Source organism: Zestomonas insulae (genome assembly GCF_016901015.1).
GTDB classification, from domain to species: domain Bacteria; phylum Pseudomonadota; class Gammaproteobacteria; order Pseudomonadales; family Pseudomonadaceae; genus Aquipseudomonas; species Aquipseudomonas insulae.
The window spans coordinates 44,064-67,097 of sequence record NZ_JAFEUP010000008.1; the positions used below are offsets into that span (position 1 = coordinate 44,064).

Genomic DNA, 23,034 nt, shown 5'->3' on the forward strand with positions numbered 1-23,034 from the left:
GGAGAATTCTGATGAGCAATACTCTTAACCAGAAAAGAATCACGGTCACCGATACCATCCTGCGCGATGCCCACCAGTCGCTGCTGGCCACCCGCATGCGCACCGAGGACATGCTGCCGATCTGCCCGAAGCTCGACCAGGTCGGCTACTGGTCGCTGGAAGTGTGGGGCGGCGCGACCTTCGACGCCTGCGTGCGCTTCCTCAAGGAAGATCCGTGGGAGCGCCTGCGCAAGCTGAAAGCCGCGCTGCCGAACACCCGCCTGCAGATGCTCCTGCGCGGCCAGAACCTGCTCGGCTACCGCCACTACAGCGACGACGTGGTGCGCGCCTTCGTCGCCAAGGCGGCGGTCAACGGCATCGACGTGTTCCGCATCTTCGACGCGATGAACGACGTGCGTAACCTGCGCGTCTCCATCGAGGCGGTGAAGGCCGCCGGCAAGCACGCCCAGGGCACCATCGCCTACACCACCAGCCCGGTGCACACCATCGACGCCTTCGTCGCCCAGGGTCGGGCGATGGCCGACATGGGTGTCGACTCGATCGCCATCAAGGACATGGCCGGCCTGCTCACCCCGCACGCCACCGGCGAGCTGGTCAAGGCGCTGAAAGACAACCTGTCGCTCGACGTGGTGGTGCACTCGCACGACACCGCCGGCGTGGCCAGCATGTGCCAGCTGAAGGGCATCGAGAACGGCGCCGATCGCATCGACACCGCCATCTCCAGCATGGCCTGGGGCACCAGCCACCCGGGCACCGAGTCGATGGTCGCCGCGCTGCGCGGCACGCCGTATGACACCGGCCTCGACCTCGAGCTGCTGCAGGAGATCGGTCTGTACTTCTACGCGGTGCGCAAGAAGTACCACCAGTTCGAGAGCGCCTTCACCGGCGTCGACACCCGCGTGCAGGTGAACCAGGTGCCGGGCGGGATGATTTCCAACCTCGCCAACCAGCTCAAAGAGCAGGGCGCGCTGAACCGCATGGACGAAGTGATGGCGGAGATCCCACGGGTACGCGCCGATCTCGGCTTCCCGCCGCTGGTCACCCCGACTTCGCAGATCGTCGGCACCCAGGCGTTCTTCAACGTGCTGGCCGGCGAGCGCTACAAGACCATCACCAACGAGGTGAAGCTGTACCTGCAGGGCCGCTACGGCAAGGCGCCGGGCGAGGTCAGCGAGCAGCTGCGCCGCCAGGCGATCGGCAGCGAGGAAATCATCGACGTGCGCCCGGCCGACCTGCTCAAGCCGGAGCTGGCCAAGCTGCGCGGCGAGATCGGCGCGCTGGCCAAGTCCGAAGAAGACGTGCTGACCTACGCGATGTTCCCGGACATCGGCCGCAAGTTCCTCGAGGAGCGTGAAGCCGGCACCCTGAAACCGGAAGAGCTGCTGCCGATCCCCGACGGCAACGGCGTGGCCAAGGCCGGCGGCGAAGGCGTGCCGACCGAGTTCGTCATCGACGTGCACGGCGAGACCTACCGCGTCGACATCACCGGTGTTGGCCTCAAGGGCGAAGGCAAACGGCACTTCTACCTGTCGATCGACGGCATGCCGGAAGAGGTGGTGTTCGAGCCGCTCAACGAGTTCGTCGGTGGCGGCGGCAGCAAGCGCAAGCAGGCCAGCGCGCCGGGCGACGTCAGCACCACCATGCCGGGCAACATCGTCGACGTACTGGTTAAGGAAGGCGACACGGTGAAAGCCGGTCAGGCCGTGCTGATCACCGAAGCGATGAAGATGGAAACCGAAGTGCAGGCGCCGATCGCCGGCACCGTGAAAGCGGTGCACGTGGCCAAGGGCGACCGCGTCAACCCGGGCGAAGTGCTGATCGAAATCGCCTGACCGGGCAACGAGCAAGTCCCATTGGGGGAGCCGCAAGGCTCCCCTTTTTTATGGGCAGGGGTTTGCCGGGGGACCCTTGCTGCGGCGATCCAGGGATGCACCGGTGCTGCATCGTTCGCGAATGAATTCGCTCCTACAGGGTGGCACGGGCGTTGGTGCGCAAATGTAGGATGGGTTGAGGTGCGTAGCGCCGATACCCATCAAGATGTTGTCGATGGGTATCGCTGCGCTCAACCTAGGCGGCCCACCCATCCTACGGTGTTGCTGTAGGAGCGAATTCATTCGCGAGGGCGGGTCGCTAACGGCTTACGCCAGCCCGGAGGCCGACTCAGAACGCCAGTTGCCAGCTGGCCAGCAGCGCGTGGTTCTGCGCGTTCTCGCCGAGCTCGCCGCTGTAGCCGAGGCCGACCTGCTGGGTGGCGCTGAGGCGGAAGTCGGCGCCGACGCCGAGCAGCAGGCTGTTGCGATCCAGCGCGCTGCCTTCGACGCTGAACGCGCTGCCGCCGCTGAGGAAGGCCTGGCGGGTGCGACTGTCGACGTCGCCGAAGGTGTGGCGCCAGGCGAGGTTCAGGCGCGGGGTGAAGGCGATGCCGTTGCCGAGCGTATCCAGCCGCGCCAGGCGCAGGCCGAAGGTCGAACTCAGGTTGTCCTGTTCCTGCGCGTCGACGCGCAGCGCGGCGGCGCCGCCCTGTTCGGCGTAGGCGTCGCGGCTGTAGCGCTGGTAGCCGAGGTTGGCGAACGGCTCGAGGCTGAGGTTGCCGCTGCCCAGGGCGTAGCCCAGTTCGGCGAAGGCCTGCTGGCTGTCGGCGTCGTAGTCGCCCTTGAGGCGTTCGCTGAAGCCGCCGAAGGCCACCTGGCGTTTGCTCTCGCCGTCATGCCGGCTGTACGCCGCGCCCAGGCGCAGGGCCAGCGCACCGCTCTGGCGCAGGGCGTAGATACCCAAGTGCAGGCTGTCGAGGCTGCCGTCGAAGCCGCTGCCGGCCTGCAGCTCGCTGTGCGAGTAGCCGCCGAGCACACCGAGGCGCCAGGCCTCGTCGAGCGCCCAGTCGCTGCCGAGCAGCGCGCCGCCGGTGTTCTGGTCGAGGTCGCTGCTGCCGTCGGCGCCTTCGGCGCTGCCGTGGCTGCCCAGCCCCTGCAGCCACAGGCGGCCCTGGGCCTGTGAATCGTTGAGGTGGCGCACACCGTCCGGCATGCCGGTGGCGGCGAGCAGCGGCGCCTCGCCGCCGAGCAGCGCGGTCTGCAGACCGGCGCCGGTGGACGGCGATTGCAGCGCGGCGAGCATGCTGCCGCCGACCTGCGCGCTGCTGCCGAGCACCGCGCTGGCCAGACTGGCGTTGGCGCTCGCCGCCAGTTGTTCGAGGGCGTTGCCGGCAGCGCTCAGGTTGCTGCCGACCAGCGCACCGTACAGCGGGCTGTCGCTGCCCAGCGCGCTGAGGCTGCTGCCGACCTGGCGGCCGTTGGCGCTGTTGGCGGCGTCGCTGAACTGCACCTGGTTGCGGGTCAGCTGCAGCTCGACGCTGTTCGCCGAGTAGCTCAGCGTCGGGGTGAGGAAGGCCAGGTCGCTGCGCACCGTGGCGAACTCGCCGCTGATCCCGCCGGCCGCCTGCAGCACGCGGTACTGGCTCTGCCAGGGGTACTCGCCGGGTGTGGCGTTGATCTGCAGCTGCGCGCCGCCGAGCTGCGCCTGGCCGCCGACCTGGATCGGTGCCTGAGCGCCGCTCGGGCTGACCGCGAAGCCCAGCGTGGCGCCGCTGGCCAGGTTCAGGTCGCCGCCGATGCGCCCGCTGCCGGCGTAGCGTGCGCCGCTGGCGACCTGCAGGTCGCCGAGCAGGCGGCCGTTGTTGATCAGCGTGGCGCCGCTGTAGACCTCGCCGCCTTCGCTGAAGTCGTCGAGGCTGCCGAGCTGCCAGCTGCCGCTGCGCACCTCCAGGCGTTCGAAGCCCAGGCTGTTGGCGAAGCTGCCGCCGTGGCTGTCGTCGAGCTGCACAACGTCACGGCCGCTGCCGCCGTTGACGCTGCCGATGAAGCGACTGCCGCTGCCGAGCACCAGCAGGTCGTCGCCACTGCCCAGATCCACCGCCAGGCCATTGCGGCCTTCGATGGTCCCGGCGTTGAACAGTTGATCGTTGCCGGCGCCCATCTGCACCGCGGCGGCCGCGGTGCTGCTGCCCAACTGGTCGACGCGCACCGTCTGGCTGCCGCCCTGGATCAGGCCGCCGGCGCGGTTGATCAGGCTGTCGGCGAAGTCGCCGACCAGGCCGATCGCCGCCTTGTCGGCGCCGATGATGCTGCCGGCGTTGTCGATGCTCGCCGCGCCGCCCACCGCGCTGGCGGTGCCGCGGCCGGCGGCCAGGACGGTGCCGTTGGCGCCGTCGTCGATGAGGATGCCGGCGCTCTGGCCGAAGATTGCCGCGCCGGCATGGTTGGTGATGCTGCCGCCGCCGGCGGCGATGCCTTCGGCGCCGTTGGGCATGTTGCCGGAATCGACACCACCGGCGCCGAGGCCCTCGATGCGCCCGTAGTTGACGATGGTGGCCATGCCGTCGATGTCGACGCCGTCGCCATCGCCGTTGTTCACTGTGGTGCTGTGGTCACGGAAGTGGTCGTAGACGTTGCCGGCGCCGGCGTAGCGGCCGCTGATCAGGCCGTAGTTGGTCACCGTGCCGGTGCCGTCGCTGCCGACCCCGGAGCCGTTGCGGCCGATGATCACGCCGTCCTCGTTGTTGGTCACGGTCAGGCCGACTGCCGAGCTCACCGCGTGGCGGGGGCCTTCGATGGTCCCCCAGTTGTTGAGGGTGAAGGCGTAGTCGGAGTCGATGGCGTCGGCGGCGCTCGGCGCCTTGGCGCCGTTGTCGGCGGTGGCGCAGCTGGCCAGGTAGTCCGGGCACTTGGTGTTGACCAGGCCGTTGCTGACGATGCGCCCGTAGTTGTTGATTGTGGTGTTGCTGCCCGGGCGCAGTGCGTCGTCGTTGTTCGACTGGATCAGCGCGTTGGCATTGCTCGCCGAGCCGTTGTTGATCACCTTGCTGCCGCTGCCGTCCGCACCTTTCAGGTCGACGGCCTGGCCGCCGGCGGTGCCGCTGCCGGTGACGATGATCGAGCCGTTGTTGTTGAGGATCAGCGAGGAGTTCGACTTGTTCAGGCGGATCGCGTCGTTGAACGCGGTGCTGATGCTGCCGTCGTTGTTGATGACGATGCTCGCGCCGTCCTTGTTGTTGTCGATCGCGCGGGCCTTGTCGCCAGTGTTGCTGTTGCCGAGGCTGCCGGCGTTGGTGATGGTCACCGTGCCGCTGGTGGCGGTGATGTCGATGCTCGGCGCGTTGCTGCCGACCGTCAGGCTCGCGCCGGCGCCGATGCTGCCGCTGTCGCCGTTGGCCAGGGTCTTGGCGCTGCTGTCGCTGGCGCCGGGGGCGACGCTGAAACTGGCCGCCAGGGCCGGGCCGGCGAGGGCGGCCTGCAGGGCGAGGACCAAAGGAAGCGGGCGGAACAGACGGGTCGGGCTGGGCATGAGTCGGCGCTCTGGTTAGAAAGCGGCCGACTATGCCGAGCCTCGGTTACAGCTTGGTGAAAGCCGTTGGCCATCATCGGGCGAGGATGGCCGGCGGCGGTTACTGACCGCTCTTGATCTTGGTCCAGGCGCGGGTGCGCAGGCGTTCGGCTTTCTGCGGCAGCGGTGCGGTGGCGTACAGGGTCTTCAGCTGCGCATCGGTGGGGCTGAGGTCGCGGTTGTCGCGGATCGCCGTCGCCACCAGGGTCATGCCGTCCTTGTTAGGGTTGGGGTAGCCGAGGAAGTCGCTGACCGGGGCGATCACCTTGGGGTCGAGCAGGTGATTGAGGAACTCGTGGGCCTCGGCGACGTTCTGCGCGTTCTTCGGAATCGCGAAGCTGTCGAACCAGATCGGCGCGCCTTCCTTGGGCAGGCGCCAGTCGACCACCACGCCGTTGCCGGCTTCCTTGGCGCGGTTGGCGAACTGGTAGAAGCTGCCGGAATAGCCGATCGCCACGCAGATGTCGCCGTTGGCGATGTCGGTCATGTACTTGGCCGAGTTGAAGTAGGCCACGTAGGGGCGGACCTTCTGCATCAGCGCCACCGCCTTGTCGTAGTCCTCGGCCTTCTCGCTGTTCGGCGGCAGGCCCAGGTAGCTGAGGGCGATCGGCAGGATCTCCGACGGCGAGTCGAGCATTGCCACGCCGCACTGCTTGAGCTTGCTGATGTTCTCTTCCTTGAAGATCAGCTCCCAGCTGTCCACCGGCGCGCTGTCGCCGAGCGCCGCCTTGACCTTGGCCGGGTTGAAGCCGATCAGCACGGTGCCGTACAGGTAGGGCACGCCGTACTGGTTGCCGGGGTCGTTGCTGGCGAAGATGGCCAGCAGCTTCGGGTCGAGGTGCTGCCAGTTCGGCAGCTTGCTCTTGTCGAGCTTCTCCAGCGCGCCGGTGGCGATGGCGCGGGTGAGGAACACGTTGGACGGCACCACCAGGTCGTAGCCGGAATTGCCGGTGAGCAGCTTGGCTTCCATGCTCTCGTTGGTGTCGAAGGTGTCCCAGGTCAGCTTGATCCCGGACTGCTGGGCGAAGTCCTTGGGCAGGCTCGGCAGGATGTAGTCGGCCCAGTTGTACACGCGCAGTTCGCGCGCCTCGGCCGCCGTCGCGCCGGCGACCAGCGTGACGCCGCACAGCGCCGCGCCGACCAGATGCTTGATGCTCTTCATAGGGTTCTCCGTGAATGTGAAGGGCGCATCAGGCGCCCTCGAAGCCTTCCAGTACGTTCACTGCGTTGATACCGATTTCCGCCACCGCGTAGCCGCCCTCCATGACGAACAGGGTCGGCAGGCCGAGGCGGGCGATGCGCGCGCCCATGCGCAGGTAGTCGGGGCTGTCGAGCTGGAACTGCGAGATCGGGTCGTCCTTGAAGGTGTCGACGCCGAGCGACACCACCAGCACCTCGGCGCCGTGCTCGGCGATGCGCTGGCAGGCCGTGTCGAGCGCCGCGCTCCACAGCTCCCAGCCACTGCCGGCGCTGAGTGGCAGGTTGAGGTTGCAGCCTTCGCCGGCGCCGCTGCCGGTCTCGTCGGCATAGCCGAGGAAGAACGGGAACTCGGCGCGTGGGTCGCCGTGGATCGAGGTGAACAGTACGTCGCCGCGCTCGTAGAAGATCGACTGGGTGCCGTTGCCGTGGTGGTAGTCGACATCGAGGATCGCCACCCGGCCGACGCCCTGGTCGCGGAACGCCTGGGCGGCGATCGCCGCGTTGTTCAGGTAGCAGTAGCCGCCCATCAGGTCGGCGGCGGCGTGGTGGCCCGGCGGCCGGCAAAGGGCGAAGGCGCTGCGGGCGCCGGCGGCGAGCGCCTGCTGGCCACTCAGGGCGACCTGCGCCGAGCTGTAGGCGGCGCGCCAGGTGCCGGCGGTGATCGGCGCACCGGCGTCGAAGCTGTAATAGCCGAACTGGCCGTGCAGGTTGTCCGGGCGCACGCTGCGCAGGGTGCGTGCCGGCCAGGTGAACGGCAGCATGTCGCTGTCGTGGCCGAGCGCCGCCCAGCGCGCCCAGGCGCCCTCGAAGAAGCTCAGGTAGTCGGCGCTGTGAATGCGCTCGATCGGCGCGCGACCGAAGTCGCTGGGCGCGCGCACCTCGCCGAGCTGCTGGTCGCGGACCCGCTGCAGCACGTGGTCGGCGCGCGAGGGCATCTCGAAGCAGGGTTTCAGTTCGCCGTCGATCAGCTCGCAGCGGCCGTGGTGCAGACGGTGATCGTCGCTGTAGAAGGTCAGCATGGTGAATTCTCCTTGTGGCCTGCGGTGATTGTTGGCAGGCGCGTGGGCAAGGGAAAACATGCGGAGTGGCCAAAAGGGGATCGATATGGCCAATTTCTGTGGCCGGGACGATGAACCCCGCGGCCTTCGGCCATAAGCCTAGCTTCAGGCGCGGAATCGGCTCGGCGACACTCCGCTCCAGCGCTGGAAGGCATGCCGGAACGCGGCGGTTTCGCTGTAGCCCATGGCTTCGGCGATGCGCTGGATCGGCAGGTGCTCTTCCTCGAGCAGGTGTCGCGCACGGGCATAGCGCAGCTCGTCGAGCAGCGCCTGGTAGCTGCTGCCGGCGTCGTGCAGGTGGCGGCGCAGGGTGCGCGGCGAACAGCGCATCTGCCGGGCCAGCGCCTCGAGGCCGGGCGCCGCCGGCAATTGTGCGGCGAGCAACTGGCGCGCACGGGTGACCCAGGCCTGGCGGCTGACGAACTCGCCGTTGAGCTGCCGGCAGCGCTCGCGCATGTCGCGGTGGGTGACCGGATCGGCCAGCGGCAACGGCTGGTCGAGCCAGGCGGCGGCGAAGCCGAAGGCGTTGTGCGCGGCGCCGAACTGCCGGGCGCAGGGGAAGCTGGCGGCGTACTCGGCCTGGTAGTCCGGCGCGGCATGCCGGAAGCGCACGCCGTGCAGCGGCAGCGGCTGGCCGAGCAGGTCGTCACAGACCAGCTTCATCGAGGCCAGGCAGTACTCGAGGTTGAACACTTCCAGCGCCGCCACGTCGCGGTAGCCCTCGGCCTGCAGCCAGACGGTCGCGCCGTCGACCTGCAGGCTCAGCTCGAAGTAGGTGCCGAGCAGTGCCGGGTAGTCCAGCGCCAGGCGCAGCGCGTCACCCAGGGTGGCAGCCGAGAGCAGGGTGTAACCGAGCAACCCATAGGACGACACGTGCATGTGCCGGCCGAGCAGCAGGCCGAGGTCGCGGCGCACCGCCAGGGCGTTGGCGCACACTTGGGTTTCCTGCGCGGTGCTGATGCGCAGGTCGGCGCGCTGCAGGTCGGTCAGGGCAATGCCACTGCCGGCGAGCAGGCGTTCTGCATCAGGTTCGCCGCACTGGCTGAGGGTCTTGAGGATCAGCGAAACGCCGTTCAGGGTGGTCAGACGCGAGTGCAGCATGGCGGGCTTCGGCAGTAACGGGTACTCCGAAGCGAGGCAAGAACTGTGCCTCGCCGGACGCTAGCGCGCCGGGCTGATGCGCAGGCGCGGCCACAGTTGCGGCCACTGCTCGACCCAGCAGCAGTGGTGATCGAAGTCGGCGAACACTTCGCTGCTCGCCGCGTTGGGGCGCGGCAGGTCGGCGACGAACGCCGCGCCGAGCGCCGCCGGCATCACCGTGTCGGCGCCGCCGAGCAGGTGGCGCTGCGGCACGCTGGCCAGCGCCGCCAGTTGATCGTGCGGATTGAGCGAGGCGCGCAGCGGCTGCACGCGGTGGTAGGCGGTCCAGGCGGCATGATCGAGATTGCCGGCGACGCTGATCACCTGCGCCACATCGGTGCGCCGCGCAGCGAGCAGCAACGCCAGGGCGGCGCCGCCCGAGTAACCGACCAGCACCAGCTGCTCGGCGCCGGCGCGCTGCTTGAGCTGGCTCAGCGCCTGGTCGAGGCTGGCGACCACCTCGGCGGCGAAGCGCGCCTCGGTCCAGTAGCGCTGGCTGCACGGCGCGCGGTCGGCGTCCAGGTACTGGCAGGGCCGGCCGAGGTACGCCGCATTGCCGTCCGGCTGGGCCAGCGCCAGGCGCAGGGCCAGCGGATCGATCGGCGTTGGGTCCTGCGACGGCTGCCGCGAGGTGCGCCAGGAGAAGCCGTCACCCTCGATATAAACGGTCAGCGGCGCGCCGGCGACGAAGCCATCGGGGGCATAGCTCTGCAGGCGAAACGGCGTGCCGGCCAGCGGCGCGCCGCGCCAGCTGTGCGCGGCGGCCAGCTGGGCCGCCTGTTGGCGGCGCAGCTCGGGGCTCGGCACGCTGGCGCAGGCGCCGAGCAGCACGGCGAGGCCGAGCACCAGGCCGGCGCGGCGCCACGTCATGGCTGATAGGTGCGCATGAATTCCTCGAACTTGCCGCCGCTGCCGAGCGGCAGGCGCTCGGCGAAATAGCGGAACTCGATGTGAAACGGATGGCCGAGGGCGTCGCAAATGATCTCGGCGATTGCCGCTTCCTCGCTGGCCGTAAGCGGCCGTTCGACCACCAGACGCGCCTCGATGGCCTCGGCGGCATGTTGCACCAGCTGCGACTGCTGCACCGGAGCGACCTCGCGGTGGAGGTGGAAGTCGAGGAGCGGCCAGCGCCGACTGCCATCCGGGTAGAGGACCATGTTGCGCGTGCGGCCGAGGACGCGCCGCAGCGTCGGCAAGTGACGCCCGCAGGAGCAGGGCGGGCCGACTTCGGCGTGGTCGCCGACGGCGTAGCGGACCAGCGGGGTGGCGAGGTTATGCAGGTCGGTAATCACCACCTTGCCGCTCTCACCGGGCCGGCAGGGTTGGCCTTCGTCGTTGAGCACCTCGACGATCAGGTTTTCTGCCATCAGGTGATAAAGGCCACTGTGCGGGCACTGCACGGCGATCACCCCGAATTCCTGCGAGCTGTAGCAATCGACGATCTCCACGCCGAGCACCTCACGGGCGGCGTTGCGCAACTCGTTGCTCAGCGTTTCGCCGATGGTGCGTACCTCGCGCAGTCCTGCCAGGCCGCCGCCGTGCTGACGGAAGTGGCGCACCAGGTCGGCCAGCGCGGCGGGGTAGATCAGCAGGTAGTGCGGGTCGAGTTCGGCCAGCTCACCGGCCAGGGTCACCGTGTCCACGCTGATGGAGAAAGCATGGGCCGGGCCGCTCGGGCCAAGCAGGCTGGCCGGTGGCCCCCAGTTGTCCTGCTGGATGCGCTCTTGCGGCAGGCCGGCGCGGATGATGGCCAGACGGCCGTTGACGTCGCGCTGCCACCAACGATGCTCGCGCATGGTGTAGGCCAACCAGAACAGTTGGTTGAGTGCGCTGCGCCATACGGTCACCGGCACGCCGCTGGAGCCGGACGTGCTCGTCTCGCCGACCGGCAGGTGGCTGCGCGGGACCTGCGCGCAGCGCAGCGCGGCGCCGGCAGCTTGCAGCTCACGGCGGTCGATGGGCGGCAAGTGGGCGAGGGTGGCGAGGGTCAGCGGTGCAGCAGGATCAAGTCCGGCATCGAGCAGACGCTGGCGGTGCCACGGCGAATGCGCCACCAGGTGCTGATTGAGCAGCGCCAGCTGGCGCTCCTGGCCGCTGACCAGGGCCGCCAGCGGTGCGCGCTCGAGCGCCTCAAGCTGCTCGAGCAGGGCGGCCAGCGGCAGCGGGCTGTTGGCTGGCAACGCTGGCCAGGCCATGCCGGGCAGCAGGGCGGGTACGCTCATCGGTGGACACCTGTGAGAAAAGCGGCCGGCCGCATGGGCCAGCCGCAGAAATTTGGGTAAACGGTTGCGGCGGATTGTCTCCGCCGCGACCGAAAACGCAATGGCCACGAGCGAAGTCGTGGCCATTGCGGGGTTGGCGTGGCTTAGAAGGCCCAGCGCGCCTTGATCGACGCACCCTGGTTGAGGAAGTCGCTGCGCGACTCGGCGTCGTAGCGCAGGCTGACCTCGGTGCCATCGCTCAGCTCGTGGGTCAGACCCAGGCCAGCGCGACCCAGCCACGGGCTCGGATCGAGACCGCGAGTGGTGAAGGCCGCGCTCGGGCTGCCGGCGTAGGCCGACGTGATCGACGATTGCTCATTGATCAGGTCGTAGCCGACCCCCAGGTTGGCGCTCAGCACGGTGTGCTCGCTCAGGCCGACGCTCAGCTTGCCGTCGGTGCTGAGGATCAGCTCTTCGGCATCGTTGCTGTCGACGTCGAGGTTCAGCGCACCCGCGCCGGTCTCGTGGTACGACTCCTCGCCGATCCAGGTGTAGTCGACGCGGGCCGACGGCTGGAAGGTCAGGGTGTCGCTGAAGTCCAGGCTGTGCCCGATACCCAGGCCGGCATGCACGTTGGTGCTGGAGTAGTCGGCCTTGGCGGTGGCATCCGCGAACGGCATATGACGCTTGCCGTCGTTGTTGTTACGCCCGCCGTCGAGCTGGAAGTTCAGCTCGGTGTTCGGCGCCAGGTTGTAGCTGCCGTAGCCGATCAGCTGGAAGGTATCGACCTGCATGTCCTGCGGGGCGACCTGCGAGTCGCTGTCGACGTTGGTATTGGCATAGGCGAAGGCCACGCCCAGGCGAGTGCGCTCGTTGATCGCGGCGTCGCTACCGATGGCCAGACCATAGGTATTGGCGTCGAAGCCGCTCACCCCGTTGCGGTCGTCCTGGTCAGCCCAGGAACCGAACGGCTTGAGCCACAGGTGCTGATCGTCGAGCGCTGCGTCACCGGAAGACAGACCGCTGTTGCTGGCCTGGCGCGCCTGGACCACACGGTTGATGCCCGACAGCGCGCTGTTGGTGGCGCTGTTGCTGGCGCCAACGATGGTCGGCAGGGTCTGAGTGACCGCGTCGTTGACCTGTTGCTCGGTTTGCAGGCCGACGAAGTGGCTGGCCAGCTCGCCTTCCGGATCATCGGCGAACACCTGATCGAGTACGCGCGCGGCGCCAGCGGCCGGGGTGTTGCCCAGGTTGCGGGTGATGGTCTCGACTTGCGGTAGCGCGGCGCTCAGGGTCAGGTCAACGGTGTTGCCGTCCTTGACCGCGCCGAAGTTGAACAGCAACGAGTTGTCGGTGACCGCGAAGGTGCCGTCGCTCTGCAGCGTGCCGGCACTGAGCACGTTCTGCAGGCGGTCGACGCTGAAGCGGTAGTCGGTTGGGCTGACGTTCACCCCGATTTGTGCGTTGCTGGCCAGGCTGGCAGTGCCGTCGACCACCAGCTTGCCGAAACTGTTGTCGCCGGTGACGCCGATGTTCAGCTTGCCGCCGGCCGCCTGGAAGTAGTTGCCATGGACAGTGCCGGTGACGCCCGAGGCCAGGTTGATGGTGCCTTGGTTGTGCAGACCGTTCGTGACGCTGATGCCGTCGAGCAGGTTGGGGTACTCCGAGTCGCCGTGGTCGATGTGCTGACCGGCGCCGAAGTTGAGGCTGGCGCCTTGTTCCACGGTGAAGCTGTTGACCGCGATGGCGTTCTCGTTGGCGAATCTGGCGCCGTTCTTCAGGTACAGATCCGAGCCTGCGGCCTGCACGTCGCCGACCAGGCGCGCATTGCCGAACAGGTTGATGTCGCCAAGGCTCGAGGTGTCCTCGCGGTTTTCCACGTAGATGGCGAAGTGGTTACTGGCGATGGTCCCGTAGTTGTCGAGGCCGCCGACCGTGGCATTGCTGGCCACGATAATCCCGCCTTCGCCGCCTACGATGGTCTTGCCGGCTTCGTTGATGATGTGCCCAAGGTTGGTATCAACCACCGCCGCGATGCCGAAGCTGCCACCGCTGATCAGGCCTTGGTTGCGCAGCGTGCCGTCGACGGTCGAGCCGTACAGGGTGATGCCCTCGTAACCGCCGGTGATGCTACCGCTGTTGCGGATATCGCCTTCGACCAACGAGCCGGACAGGTTGATGCCATCCTCGCCGCCTTCGATGGTGCCGGCATTGTCCAGGTTGCCGCCGATACGGAAGTTGTCGAGCGTGATGCCGTAACCTTGACCGCCGTCGATGCTGCCGTCGGCGGTGTTGACCAGGTTGCCGTCGATGCTGCCTTCGGCCCCCATCAGTGCCGCGGAGGGCTGCATGCCACCTTCGCTGCCGTCGAGCAGGCGGATGCTGCCGCTGTTGTTCAGGTCGCCGCCAAGGGTGCTGCCGAACAGCGCCAAGCCCCCGGCTTCGCTGCCTTCGATATGGCCGCTGTTGTTCAAGTCGCTGTCGATGGTGCTGCCGGCTACGTAGGCGCCAAACAGACCGCCCTCGATGCGGCCGGCATTATCCAGATCGCCGTCGAGCTGGTTGCCGGAGAACAGGGCCAGCCCAACCATGTTGCCGCTGATGATGCCACCGGTGGCATTGCGCAGGTCGCCGCCGATATGGCTGTTCTCGGCGTACAGAGCGGCGAAATCGCCGGTGATGCTGCCGGAGTTGAGCAGGTCTTCAGTGATGTACGCGGCATCCAGGACCACGCCTTCGCCGCCATCGATGATGCCGGCGTTTTCCAGGTTGCGGCCAATGCTCGCGCTGGCCACCACCAGACCATAGCCCCCGCCTTGGATGGTGCCGTCGGCGGTGTTGATCAGGTCGGAGCCGATGCCGGAGGGAGTGCCCTCGCCACTCTCGATGAGGAGGCCGATATGGTCACCTGCGATAGTGTTGCTGTTCTGCAGCTTGCCGCCGATGCTGGCGCCCTCCAGGACAATACCGACGCCTTCACCGCCGTCGATGGTGCCGCTGTTGAGCAGGTCGCCGACGATGCCGGCGGAGTTGCCTTCACCACCTTCGATGACCAGACCGTCTTCGCTGCCCTGGATGAGGCCGGCGTTTTCCAGGTTGCCGCCGATGGTGGATCCATAGAGATTGAGGCCATAGCCTTCGCTGCTGTTGATGCTGCCCTCGTCGGTATTGAGCAGGTCGCCGGTGGTGATGTTCACGTAGTCGAACCGGATACCGCCGGAGGTGCCTTCGATCAGGCCGCTGTTTTCCAGGTTGCCGCCGATGGTGGAGCTGACGAGCTGTAGGCCATAGTCGGAGGAGCCTTCACCGCCGTCGATCTGACGGATGCTGCCGCTATTGACCAGGTTCCCGACAATGTCGAGGTTGCTGCCGTAGATGGCCGTTGTGCCGCCTTCGATGTCACCGGCGTTGCTGAAGCTGCCGAGGCTGATTCGGTCAATGTCGGTCGCAAAGTAGACGCCGGAACTGCCGCCGGAGATCCGCCCGCCGTCCTGGTTGATCAGGCTCACACCGCTGCGCAGGTTGTCGCCTTCAATGGCGCTCAGGAGGATGCCGATGGAGAAGCCCTCGAGGCTGCCGGCATTGTCGATAGTGGTGAAATTATCGGTGGCTTCCACGGCAACCCAGCCGCCGCTCGCCACGGTCCCGGTTTGCACAGTCAGGCCGTCAGCGCAGACGAATTGGGTGCCGCTGAGGGGGCCGCTGATTGTCGCCTGGCACACCGGAACCGCCAGCGCGGAAGTTGAACCGGTCGCGGCCAGCAGGCTGACGGCGCTGGCCAGCAGCAGGCGCGCGCCGCTGCGCTTGCCGGCAGTCGAGGCGAGTTCGTCGACTACCACGAATGCGTTGCGCACGTGGCTCCAGATAATGCGAAAAGCCTTGTTCATACTGCTCCTTGGGTGGCCTGGGGCCTTTTTCGAATGGAATGAACGGGTCAAACGGACACAGCGCTAGGCCGGCAGGGCCGGTGCGTACAGCGGTCAAGCAAGAAGGTCAGAGGTCGCGGCGGGCCTCCATGGAGGCGCAGGACGGGGTGCGAGCAGGGTCGCGGTGGGCAGGCGACCGTTGGCAAACGGCTGGCTGGCACAAAATCGGAAGGCGCATCAGGCTCTAGTCCGCAGTTTCGACAAGGCCGAAACGATTTTTGAGAGATTTTTGTAGCTATATGCTATCAGCGCGCGATAGCACCGGGCCAGCGTGCGTGGAGAAATACGGGGCTTCGCCGTACACTCGCGGCGCCTTTGGGGCGTGGAGTGAGGTGAGCAGAAATGATGGTGCATATCCCCCGTGTGCTCAGCGCCGAGCAGGTCGCCGACTGCCGCCGCCTGTTGCTGCAAGCGCGCTGGAGCGACGGCAAGCAGACCGCCGGCTATCAGGCGGCGCGGGTGAAGAACAACCTGCAGCTGGCCGAAAGCGCGCCCGAGGCGCAGCAGGTCGGCCGGCTGATCCTCCAGGCGCTGGAGCGCACGCCGCTGTTTATCTCCGCCGCCTTGCCACTCAAGGTGCTGGCGCCGCAGTTCAACTGCTACCAGGGCGGGCAGGCCTACGGTTTCCATGTCGACAGCGCGGTGCGCGAGCGCAGCGATGGCCAGCGGGTGCGCACCGACCTTTCCGCCACCCTGTTCCTCACCGACCCCGCCGAGTACGACGGCGGCGAGCTGGTGATCGAGGACACTTACGGCAGCCACAGCGTCAAGCTGCCGGCCGGCGACCTGATCCTCTATCCGTCCAGCAGCCTGCACCAGGTCACCCCGGTGACGCGCGGCGCGCGGATCAGTTCGTTCTTCTGGATGCAGAGCATGGTTCGCGACGAGGGACAGCGGCGCCTGCTGTTCGAGCTGGACAACAGCGTGCAGCAGCTCAGCCGGGAGCTCGGCGCCGGACATGCCAGTTGCGTGCGCCTCGGCGGCGTGTACCACAACCTGCTGCGCCGCTGGGTCGACGCCTGACTCAGCCGAACAGCTGGCGGTACTGGATGAACCCGGAGCGCTGGGCGATGCGGTCGTAGAGCTGGCGGCCGCGCAGGTTGTCTTCCTGGGTCAGCCAGTGCACGCGGTTGGCGCCGGCGGCCTGGGCGGCGGCGTAGACGTGCTCGATCAGCGCGCGGCCGACCCCGCTGCCGCGCAGGGTTTCGTCGACGTAGAGGTCCTGCAGGTAGCAGTAGTCGCCGGTGGTCCAGCACGAGCGGTGGAAGATCCAGTGCACCAGGCCGACCGCGCGACCGTCCTGCCAGGCCAGCGCGGCGTGCATCGGCTCGCTCGGCTCGAGGAAGCGCTGCCAGGTCAGCGCGCTGGTCGCCTCGGGGATGCTGGTCTGATAGAAGCGCTGGTAGCCCTGCCACAGCGGCAGCCAGGCGGCGTGGTCGGCGGCGCTGAGCGGACGGATCTCGACGGGCATGGCAGAACTCCTGGCAGCTGGGGCGGGGGCCGACGCGTGGCGTGACCTACCACTATAGGGCGCGCGACGGGCTAGTCGAGCAGCTCGCCGCACAGGTCGAGGGCGAACCAGTGTTCCACCTCGGCCTGGCACAGGCCGGCGCCGAGCAGGGCGAACAGCTTGGCCAGCGCCGCCTCGCGGGTCATCCCGCCGCCGCTGACCAGGCCGGTCTGCTGCAGGCGGCTGCCGGCGGCGTACACGCCGAATTCGACATGCCCCTGCGGGCACTGGCTGATCGCCGCCAGCACCACGCCGCGCGCATGGGCATCACTCAGCACGGCGAGCAGCTCGGCGTTGTCCGAAGGGCCGGTGCCACTGCCGTAGCACTCCAGCAGCAGCGCGGCGACACCGCTGTCGAGGAGCGCGCGCAGCTGCTCCGCGCCCAGTCCGGGGTACAGCGGCTGTACGGCGAGGCGTACCGCATGGTGCGGCTGGCGATGGTCGAGGGTGGCCGGCAGCTGCTCGGCGCGCTGGCCGTGGCGCTGGCGCGGCAGCACGGTGAAGGCGTCGAACGCATCGCTGCGCAGCTTGCCGACCCGCGCGCCATGCAGCAGGCGACCGTCGAAGAACACCTGCACGCCGGGGCGCTGGCCGAGCTGCAGCATGCGCAGTGCGCCAAACAGGTTGGGCCAGGCATCGCCGCCGTCGACGCCGGCCGGCTGCATCGAGCCGGTGAGCAGCACCGGTTGCGGCAGGCCCAGCAGCAGGAAGCTCAGCGCCGCCGCGCTGTAGGCCAGGGTATCGGTGCCGTGCAGGACCAGCACGCTGTCGCAGTCGTCCTCGTCGAGGCCGGCGAGGATCGCCGCGCGCATCGCCAGCCAGTGACCCTGGGTCATGTTGGCGCTGTCGATCAGCGGCAGCAGCTCGCGAAAGCGCCACTCGGGCAACTGGTCGCCGTCCTCCTCAAGGGCCTGCTGGGCGCGCAGCCGCGCCTCGAAACCGGACGCCGGGGCGAGGCCGTCGGCGCTCATCTGCATGCCGATGGTGCCGCCGGTGTAGAGGATAAGGATGCGTTTGGCTGCGGACATGGGCGCTCCGGCGGTTGCGGGGGAATGCCTTCAGTCTATGTGTTCGCGGATAAAAAAAGGGATGGCAAAGCCATCCCTGGAAGGTGAGAGACGCAGGAAATCTCTCGGGGGTGAGAGCGGGTATCAGGCGCTGAGCGGAACCAGGCGCGGGGCGATCATGTTTTCCGGGCGCAGGATGTCGGCCAGCGTGGCGTCGTCGAGCAGCCGCTCCTCGCGCACCAGTTCGAGCACGCCGCGGCCGCTGTCCAGCGCGGTCTTGGCGATACGCGTGGCGTTCTCGTAGCCAATGTAGGGATTCAGCGCGGTGACCAGGCCGATCGAGCTTTCCATCAGCTCGCGGCAGCGCGCCTCGTTGGCGGTGATGCCGTCGATGCACAGCTCGCGGAGCATATCCATGGCGCGGGTCAGCAGGCGGATCGAGTCGAAGATCTTGTAGGCGATCAGCGGCTCCATGACGTTGAGTTGCAGCTGGCCGCCCTCGGCCGCCATGGTCAGCGCCAGGTCGTTGCCGATCACTTCGAAGGCCACCTGGTTGACCGCTTCGGGGATCACCGGATTGACCTTGCCGGGCATGATCGAGCTGCCCGGCTGGCGCGCCGGCAGGTTGATCTCGTTGATCCCGGTGCGCGGCCCGCTGGAGAGCAGGCGCAGGTCGTTGCAGATCTTCGACAGCTTGACCGCGGTGCGCTTGAGCATCCCGGAGAACAGCACGAAGGCGCCCATGTCCGAGGTCGCCTCGATCAGGTCGGCGGCCGGCTTGACCGGGTGGCCGCTGATCACGCCGAGGCGCTGCACGGCGAGGTGCTGGTACTTCGGGTCGGCATTGATGCCGGTACCGATCGCCGTGCCGCCGAGGTTGACTTCGGTGAGCAGCGCCGGGGCGAGCAGCTTGAGGTGCTGCAGGTCCTCGCCGAGGGTGGTGGCGAAGGCGCGGAACTCCTGGCCGAGGGTCATCGGCACGGCGTCCTGCAGCTGGGTGCGGCCCATCTTCAGCACGTGGCCGAACTCCAGGCCCTTGGACGCCAGCGCCTGGATCAGCTTGTCCAGCGCGGTGAGCAGGCTGTCGTGACCGAGCAGCAGGCCGACGCGGATCGCCGTCGGGTAGGCGTCGTTGGTCGACTGCGCCATGTTCACGTCGTTGTTCGGGTGCAGGTGCTGGTACTCGCCCTTCTCGTGGCCCATGGCTTCCAGGGCGACGTTGGCGATCACCTCGTTGGCGTTCATGTTGGTCGAGGTGCCGGCGCCGCCCTGGATCATGTCGACCACGAACTGCTCGTGGAACTCGCCCTGGATGATCCGCGCGCAGGCGGTGCTGATCGCCGTGTGCTTGGCGGCGGACAGGTGGCCGAGCTCGCGGTTGGCGTCAGCGGCGGCCTGCTTGACCATCGCCAGGGCGATCACCAGTTTCGGGTAGTGCGACAGCGGTACCCCGGAGAGTCGAAAATTCTGCACAGCACGCAGGGTCTGAATGCCGTAATAGGCCTCAAACGGGACTTCCAGTTTGCCAAGCAGATCTTTTTCCACACGGAAGGATGCAGCAGCGGACATGATGTCGATCATCTCTTGGAAATACGGCGAGCGCCGCGATGGGCCACAGATTAGGGGCTATAGCCGTTCGTCGGCCAATGCCGTTGCTTGCTGGGTCATGCACGAACGGCATAATGTTGCTGTGACTTCGCGGGTTTGCCCGTCGTGCAGAATATTGGACATCATCCATGAACCTGGAAACCAAATGGCTGGAGGACTTCGTCACCCTGGCCGCCACGCGCAGCTTCTCCCAGGCGGCCGCGCGCCGCTTCGTCACCCAGCCGGCGTTCAGTCGGCGCATCCGCAGCCTCGAGGCAGCGCTCGGCCTGACCCTGGTCAACCGCGCGCGCACCCCGGTGGAGCTGACCGAGGCCGGCCAGCTGTTCCTGGTCACCGCGCGCAGCCTGGTCGAGCAGCTCGGCGAGGTGGTGCGCCACCTGCACCATGTGGAGGGGCAGCAGGGCGAGGTGCTGCAGTTCGCCGCCGCCCACTCGCTGGCGCTGGGTTTCTTTCCGCAGTGGATCGCCCGGCTGCGCGGCGAGGGGCTGAATCTCGCCAGCCGCCTGGTGGCGACCAACGTCGGCGAGGCGGTGCATGCCCTGCGCGAGGGCGGCTGCGACCTGATCCTGGCCTTTTATGATCCGGACGCGGCGCTGCAGCTCGATCCGGAGATCTTTCCCTCGCTGCACCTGGGCAGCAGCGAGATGCTGCCGGTGTGCACGGTGGATGCGCAGGGCCAGCCGCTGTTCGACCTCGACAGCGGGCAGAGCGTGCCGCTGCTGGCCTACAGCGCCGGGGCGTTCCTCGGTCGTTCGGTGAATGCACTGCTGCGCCAGCGCGCACTGCGTGCGACCACGGTGTACGAGACGGCGATGGCTGACAGCCTGAAGAGCATGGCGCTGCAGGGGCTCGGCGTGGCTTGGGTGCCGCGGCTGTCGGCGAGTGCCGAGCTGGCGCGTGGCGAGCTGGTGGTGTGCGGCGGGCCGAGCTGGCAGATCCCCCTGGAAATCCGCCTGTACCGCTGTGCACTGCAACGCAAGGCAGCGGTGCGTCTGCTCTGGCGCAAGCTGGAAGGCGGCGTCGGCGCCGAGGCCTGAGCGCGGCGTGCAGAAATTGACCAATGGCGGCGGGCAATGCTCGCCTGGCGCGGCTTTGCGGTATACTCCGCGGCCCTTGGCCCGCCTGGCGGTTGCCATACTCGTTATTACGCACAAGCCACGCCTGGTCTCCAGCGTGGCTTGTTAGTTTCTGCCGCGCCCGAGGGGCGCCACTGCAAAGAGGCACGACGATGAGCGCACTGGTTGGCGTGATCATGGGCTCCAAGTCCGATTGGTCCACCCTGAGCCACACCGCCGACATGCTGGATAAGCTCGGCATTCCCTACGAAGTGAAGGTGGTCTCCGCCCACCGCACTCCGGACCTGCTGTTCCAGTACGCCGAACAGGCTGAAGGGCGTGGCATTCAGGTGATCATCGCCGGTGCCGGTGGAGCGGCGCATCTGCCGGGTATGTGCGCGGCCAAGACCCACCTGCCGGTGCTCGGCGTGCCGGTGCAGTCGTCGATGCTCTCCGGCGTCGACTCGCTGCTGTCCATCGTGCAGATGCCGGCCGGCATCCCGGTCGCTACCCTGGCCATCGGCAAGGCCGGCGCAGTCAACGCGGCGTTGCTGGCGGCGAGCATTCTCGGCCACCAACACCCGCAGTATCACGAAGCGCTGAAGCGGTTCCGCGACGAGCAGACCAACAGCGTGCTGGACAACCCGGACCCGCGCGAGGCCTGAGTCAGATGAAAATCGGTGTGATCGGTGGCGGCCAGCTCGGTCGCATGCTGGCCCTGGCGGGCACCCCGCTGGGCATGAACTTCGCCTTCCTCGACCCGGCGCCGGACGCCTGCGCCCAGGCGCTCGGCGAGCACATCCGCGCCGACTACGGCGATCAGGATCACCTGCGCCAGCTGGCCGATGAAGTCGATCTGGTGACCTTCGAGTTCGAGAGCGTGCCGGCCGAAACCGTGGCCTTCCTCTCGCAGTTCGTGCCGGTCTACCCGAGCGCCGAGTCGCTGCGCATCGCCCGCGACCGCTGGTTCGAGAAGTCGATGTTCAAGGAGCTGGGTATCCCCACCCCGGCCTTCGCCGACATCCAGTCGCAGGCCGACCTCGACGCCGCGGTGGCCGCCATCGGCCTGCCGGCAGTGCTGAAGACCCGCACCTTGGGTTATGACGGCAAGGGTCAGAAGGTCCTGCGCACTGCCGAGCAGGTGGTGGGCGCTTTCGCCGAGCTGGGCAGCGTGCCGTGCCTGCTCGAAGGCTTCGTGCCGTTCACCGGCGAGGTATCGCTGGTTGCCGTGCGTGCGCGGGATGGCGAGACGCGCTTCTACCCGCTGGTGCACAACACCCACGACAACGGCATCCTGCGCCTGTCCGTGGCCAGCAGCGATCATCCGCTGCAGGCGCTGGCCGAGGATTACGTCGGCCGCGTCCTTAATAAGCTGGATTATGTCGGCGTGCTGGCGTTCGAGTTCTTCGAGGTCGACGGCGGCCTGAAGGCCAACGAGATCGCCCCGCGTGTGCACAACTCCGGGCACTGGACCATCGAAGGCGCCGAGTGCAGCCAGTTCGAGAACCACCTGCGCGCCGTCGCCGGCCTGCCGTTGGGTTCGACCGCCAAGCTCGGCGAGAGCGCCATGCTCAACTTCATCGGTGAAGTGCCGGCGGTGGACAAGGTTATCGCCATCGACGATTGCCACCTGCATCACTACGGCAAGGCCTTCAAGGCCGGGCGCAAGGTCGGCCACGCCACCCTGCGTTGTGCCGATGCGACCCGTCTGCAGCAGCAGATTGCCGCGGTCCAGGCGCTCGTCGATCCGGTCTGAGCGGATTTCCCGGCGCTTGCCATGGCGGGGCGCCGGGCCCGCAACTAGGCTTGCCCTTGGGCACACCTACGGAGATACGCCATGGGCATCATTGGAACCATCTTCATCGGTCTGATCGTTGGTCTGGTCGCGCGCTTCCTCAAGCCGGGCGACGACAGTCTGGGCTGGATCATGACCATCCTGCTCGGCATCGGCGGCTCGCTGGCCGCGACCTATGGCGGCCAGGCCCTGGGCATCTACCAGGCCGGGCAGGCGGCCGGCTTCATTGGCGCGGTGATCGGCGCAATCGTGCTGCTGGTGGTCTACGGGCTGGTTACCCGCCGGTAGGTGCGCACGCTGGGCGCCCGTTATCATGGGCGCCCTTGTGGTCCGCTGCCGAGTGCGTCGATGCGTCGTCTTTATATAGCTGTGCTGTGCGTGTGGAGCGCCCTCGCTCATGCCGAGCTGCCGGAAACCGATTGGCTGGCGCTGATGCCGGCGGATGATCAGCAGGCTCTCGAGGCCATGCCGGAAATCACGCACCGTGGTCCGGAGGGCGATGGCACCTTCACCAGTAAAGGTGGCCTGAAGCAGGAGCCGGGGCTGCCGGCGGTGATGTACTCGGCCAAGACCGTAGCGCGCCTGGATGGCAAGCAGATCCGCATCGGCGGATATCCGGTGCCTCTGGAGTCCGACGCGCACGGGCGCAGCACCCAGTTCTTCCTCGTGCCATATCCCGGCGCGTGCATTCATGTCCCGCCACCGCCGCCCAACCAGCTGATCCTGGTGCGCTTTGCCAAGGGCATTCAGCTCGACGACATCTATACGCCGTTGTGGGTGAGCGGCACATTGAGGGTCGAGAAGGTCAGCAACGACCTGGCGGATGCGGCCTATGCGCTAAATGCAGCCACGGTGCGAGTGGTGCAGGAAAGCGATCTGTAGGGCGATTTTGACCAATTGATCAGAAATCCTCGGAAAACCCTTGACGGGGAATCTGGCGTCCCTATAATGCGCACCACTTCCGGCGCGGAAGTGCTTCAAAAGGTCTTGATAATCAATAGGTTAACGAGATTTGTGAGGCGGCCTGATGAGTAATCAGGTGGCGTTGGAAAGGTGCTTCGGGGAGGTTGACAGGGTCTTAGGATGCTGTAAGATTCGCCTCCCGCTGACGACGAGGTTGAAGCTGAGTCGGAAGCGCAAGCGGTTGAAGTAGAA

The 23,034-nt window shown here is 67.4% G+C and carries 17 protein-coding genes; 7 read left to right on the top strand and 10 right to left on the bottom strand.

Features of this window, described 5'->3' with window-relative positions:
* Window positions 1-11: 11 nt before the first annotated feature.
* Window positions 12-1,832, top strand: coding sequence for a sodium-extruding oxaloacetate decarboxylase subunit alpha (gene oadA, locus JQX08_RS22060; RefSeq protein ID WP_205350615.1), 1,821 nt, complete (start codon window positions 12-14; stop codon window positions 1,830-1,832).
* 328 nt (window positions 1,833-2,160) lie between these two features.
* Here oadA and JQX08_RS22065 read toward each other — a convergent pair whose 3' ends face one another.
* From JQX08_RS22065 to JQX08_RS22095, 7 genes are all read right to left on the bottom strand, one after another.
* Window positions 2,161-5,340: an autotransporter family protein gene (locus tag JQX08_RS22065; RefSeq protein WP_205350616.1), complete on the bottom strand. Its 3,180-nt coding sequence runs from the start codon at window positions 5,338-5,340 to the stop codon at window positions 2,161-2,163.
* Window positions 5,341-5,440: 100 nt separating this feature from the next.
* Window positions 5,441-6,541: a polyamine ABC transporter substrate-binding protein gene (locus JQX08_RS22070; RefSeq protein ID WP_205350617.1), complete on the bottom strand. Its 1,101-nt coding sequence runs from the start codon at window positions 6,539-6,541 to the stop codon at window positions 5,441-5,443.
* 28 nt (window positions 6,542-6,569) lie between these two features.
* Window positions 6,570-7,598: a histone deacetylase family protein gene (locus JQX08_RS22075; protein ID WP_205350618.1), complete on the bottom strand. Its 1,029-nt coding sequence runs from the start codon at window positions 7,596-7,598 to the stop codon at window positions 6,570-6,572.
* A 144-nt stretch (window positions 7,599-7,742) separates the two neighbouring features.
* On the bottom strand, window positions 7,743-8,738 hold the full coding sequence (locus tag JQX08_RS22080; protein WP_205350619.1) for an AraC family transcriptional regulator: 996 nt from the start codon (window positions 8,736-8,738) through the stop codon (window positions 7,743-7,745).
* A 60-nt stretch (window positions 8,739-8,798) separates the two neighbouring features.
* Window positions 8,799-9,647 (bottom strand): dienelactone hydrolase family protein, encoded by an 849-nt coding sequence (locus tag JQX08_RS22085; protein WP_239482327.1) that lies wholly within the window; start codon window positions 9,645-9,647, stop codon window positions 8,799-8,801.
* A complete protein-coding gene (locus JQX08_RS22090; protein WP_205350620.1) occupies window positions 9,644-10,999 on the bottom strand; it encodes a phenylacetate--CoA ligase family protein in 1,356 nt (451 codons plus the stop codon). Before JQX08_RS22090 ends, JQX08_RS22085 begins: the two co-directional genes overlap by 4 nt.
* A gap of 143 nt (window positions 11,000-11,142) precedes the next feature.
* Window positions 11,143-14,865 carry an autotransporter domain-containing protein gene (locus JQX08_RS22095; protein ID WP_205350632.1) on the bottom strand — a complete coding sequence of 1,241 codons (3,723 nt, stop codon included), beginning with the start codon at window positions 14,863-14,865 and terminating at the stop codon, window positions 11,143-11,145.
* Between the two features lie 381 nt (window positions 14,866-15,246).
* Here JQX08_RS22095 and JQX08_RS22100 point away from each other — a divergent pair, with 381 nt between their 5' ends.
* Window positions 15,247-15,927, top strand: coding sequence for a Fe2+-dependent dioxygenase (locus JQX08_RS22100; RefSeq protein ID WP_205350621.1), 681 nt, complete (start codon window positions 15,247-15,249; stop codon window positions 15,925-15,927).
* A gap of 1 nt (window position 15,928) precedes the next feature.
* Here JQX08_RS22100 and JQX08_RS22105 read toward each other — a convergent pair whose 3' ends face one another.
* The 3 genes from JQX08_RS22105 to JQX08_RS22115 form a co-directional block, all read right to left on the bottom strand.
* Window positions 15,929-16,375 (bottom strand): GNAT family N-acetyltransferase, encoded by a 447-nt coding sequence (locus JQX08_RS22105; protein WP_205350622.1) that lies wholly within the window; start codon window positions 16,373-16,375, stop codon window positions 15,929-15,931.
* Window positions 16,376-16,446: 71 nt separating this feature from the next.
* Window positions 16,447-17,442 carry an asparaginase gene (locus JQX08_RS22110; protein WP_205350623.1) on the bottom strand — a complete coding sequence of 332 codons (996 nt, stop codon included), beginning with the start codon at window positions 17,440-17,442 and terminating at the stop codon, window positions 16,447-16,449.
* A 123-nt stretch (window positions 17,443-17,565) separates the two neighbouring features.
* Window positions 17,566-18,990: an aspartate ammonia-lyase gene (locus JQX08_RS22115; RefSeq protein WP_205350624.1), complete on the bottom strand. Its 1,425-nt coding sequence runs from the start codon at window positions 18,988-18,990 to the stop codon at window positions 17,566-17,568.
* 167 nt (window positions 18,991-19,157) lie between these two features.
* Between JQX08_RS22115 and JQX08_RS22120 the strand changes: the two genes are divergently transcribed.
* The 5 genes from JQX08_RS22120 (at window position 19,158) to JQX08_RS22140 (ending at window position 22,761) form a co-directional block, all read left to right on the top strand.
* Window positions 19,158-20,066, top strand: a complete 909-nt coding sequence (locus JQX08_RS22120; protein ID WP_205350625.1) for a LysR substrate-binding domain-containing protein — start codon at window positions 19,158-19,160, stop codon at window positions 20,064-20,066.
* A 191-nt stretch (window positions 20,067-20,257) separates the two neighbouring features.
* Window positions 20,258-20,749, top strand: coding sequence for a 5-(carboxyamino)imidazole ribonucleotide mutase (gene purE, locus JQX08_RS22125; protein WP_205350626.1), 492 nt, complete (start codon window positions 20,258-20,260; stop codon window positions 20,747-20,749).
* Window positions 20,750-20,754: 5 nt separating this feature from the next.
* Window positions 20,755-21,840, top strand: coding sequence for a 5-(carboxyamino)imidazole ribonucleotide synthase (locus JQX08_RS22130; RefSeq protein WP_205350627.1), 1,086 nt, complete (start codon window positions 20,755-20,757; stop codon window positions 21,838-21,840).
* Between the two features lie 81 nt (window positions 21,841-21,921).
* Entirely contained in the window at window positions 21,922-22,167 is a 246-nt protein-coding gene (locus tag JQX08_RS22135; protein ID WP_205350628.1) for a GlsB/YeaQ/YmgE family stress response membrane protein, read from the top strand.
* 60 nt (window positions 22,168-22,227) lie between these two features.
* Entirely contained in the window at window positions 22,228-22,761 is a 534-nt protein-coding gene (locus JQX08_RS22140) for a DUF3299 domain-containing protein (RefSeq protein WP_205350629.1), read from the top strand.
* Window positions 22,762-23,034: the final 273 nt, after the last annotated feature.